The sequence below is a fragment of the Streptacidiphilus sp. MAP12-33 genome, from assembly GCF_041261265.1.
In the GTDB taxonomy this organism is placed as follows: domain Bacteria; phylum Actinomycetota; class Actinomycetes; order Streptomycetales; family Streptomycetaceae; genus Streptacidiphilus.
In genome coordinates this window covers 1-1,128 of the sequence record NZ_JBGCCA010000089.1, presented here as the reverse complement: position 1 = coordinate 1,128, position 1,128 = coordinate 1, and the positions used below count along the sequence as shown (strand labels likewise).

At 71.6% G+C, this 1,128-nt stretch carries 1 protein-coding gene; it reads left to right on the top strand.

Annotated features, from left to right (window positions below; translation table 11 throughout):
- The coding region (locus ABH931_RS39650) for a condensation domain-containing protein (RefSeq protein WP_370124852.1) at positions 1-1,128 on the top strand (1,128 nt) is incomplete at both ends.

Genomic DNA, 1,128 nt, shown 5'->3' with positions numbered 1-1,128 from the left:
CGCGCAGCGCCGCCTGTGGTTCATCGGCCAGCTCGAGGGTCCCAGCGCCACCTACAACAGCCCCATCGTGCTGCGCCTGACCGGCGACCTGGACACCGCTGCCCTCGGCGACGCCCTGCGCGACGTCATCGACCGCCACGAAGCCCTGCGCACCGTCTTCCCCACCACCGACGGCGAGCCCTACCAGCAGATCATCCCCACCGACCAGCTCGACTGGCAGCTCACCTCGGTGGCGCCGGACGTGGCGCGGGAGTCCGTCGAGGAGGCCCTTCAGGCCCTCGACCTCCAGTCCCGCACGTGGGGCGAGACGCTGGACCTGGAAGCGGTCGACCCGGACGGCGACGACTTCGCGGCCGCCCTCGCGCGTGCCGCCCGCCACTCGTTCGACCTCTCCACCGAGGTGCCGATCAAGGCCGTGCTCTTCGACGCCGGCCAGGACGATCACGTGCTGGTCCTCGTCATCCATCACATCGCGGGCGATGGCTGGTCCACCGGGCCCCTCACCCGCGACGTCTCCACCGCCTACACGGCCCGTCGTGAGGGTCGGGCGCCGCAGTGGACCGAGCTGCCGGTGCAGTACGCGGACTACGCGATCTGGCAGCGCGAGCTGCTGGGTGACGACGCGGACCCGGACAGCCTCATGTCGCGTCAGGTCGCCTACTGGCGCGAGGCGCTGACCGGCTCCCCGGAGGAGCTTGAGCTTCCCTTCGACCGCAGCCGCCCGACCGTGGCCAGCCACCAGGGCCACTCCGCGGGCTTCGCGCTGTCGGCCGAGGCGCACCAGCGCCTGATGGAGCTGGCGAAGGCCGAGGGCGTCACCCTGTTCATGGTGCTGCAGACGGCACTGTCGGTGCTGTTCGCCCGCCTCGGCGCGGGGACGGACATCCCGATCGGTTCCGCGATCGCGGGCCGCACCGACGAGGCGCTGGACGAGTTGGTCGGCTGCTTCGTCAACACCCTGGTCGTGCGCACGGACCTGTCCGGCGACCCGACCTTCCGTGAGGTGCTGGGCCGGGTTCGTGAGGCCGGTCTGGGCGCGTTCGCGAACCAGGACGTCCCCTTCGAGCGCCTGGTCGAGGAGCTGGCCCCGAGCCGTTCCCTCGCCCGTCACCCGCTCTTCCAGACCGT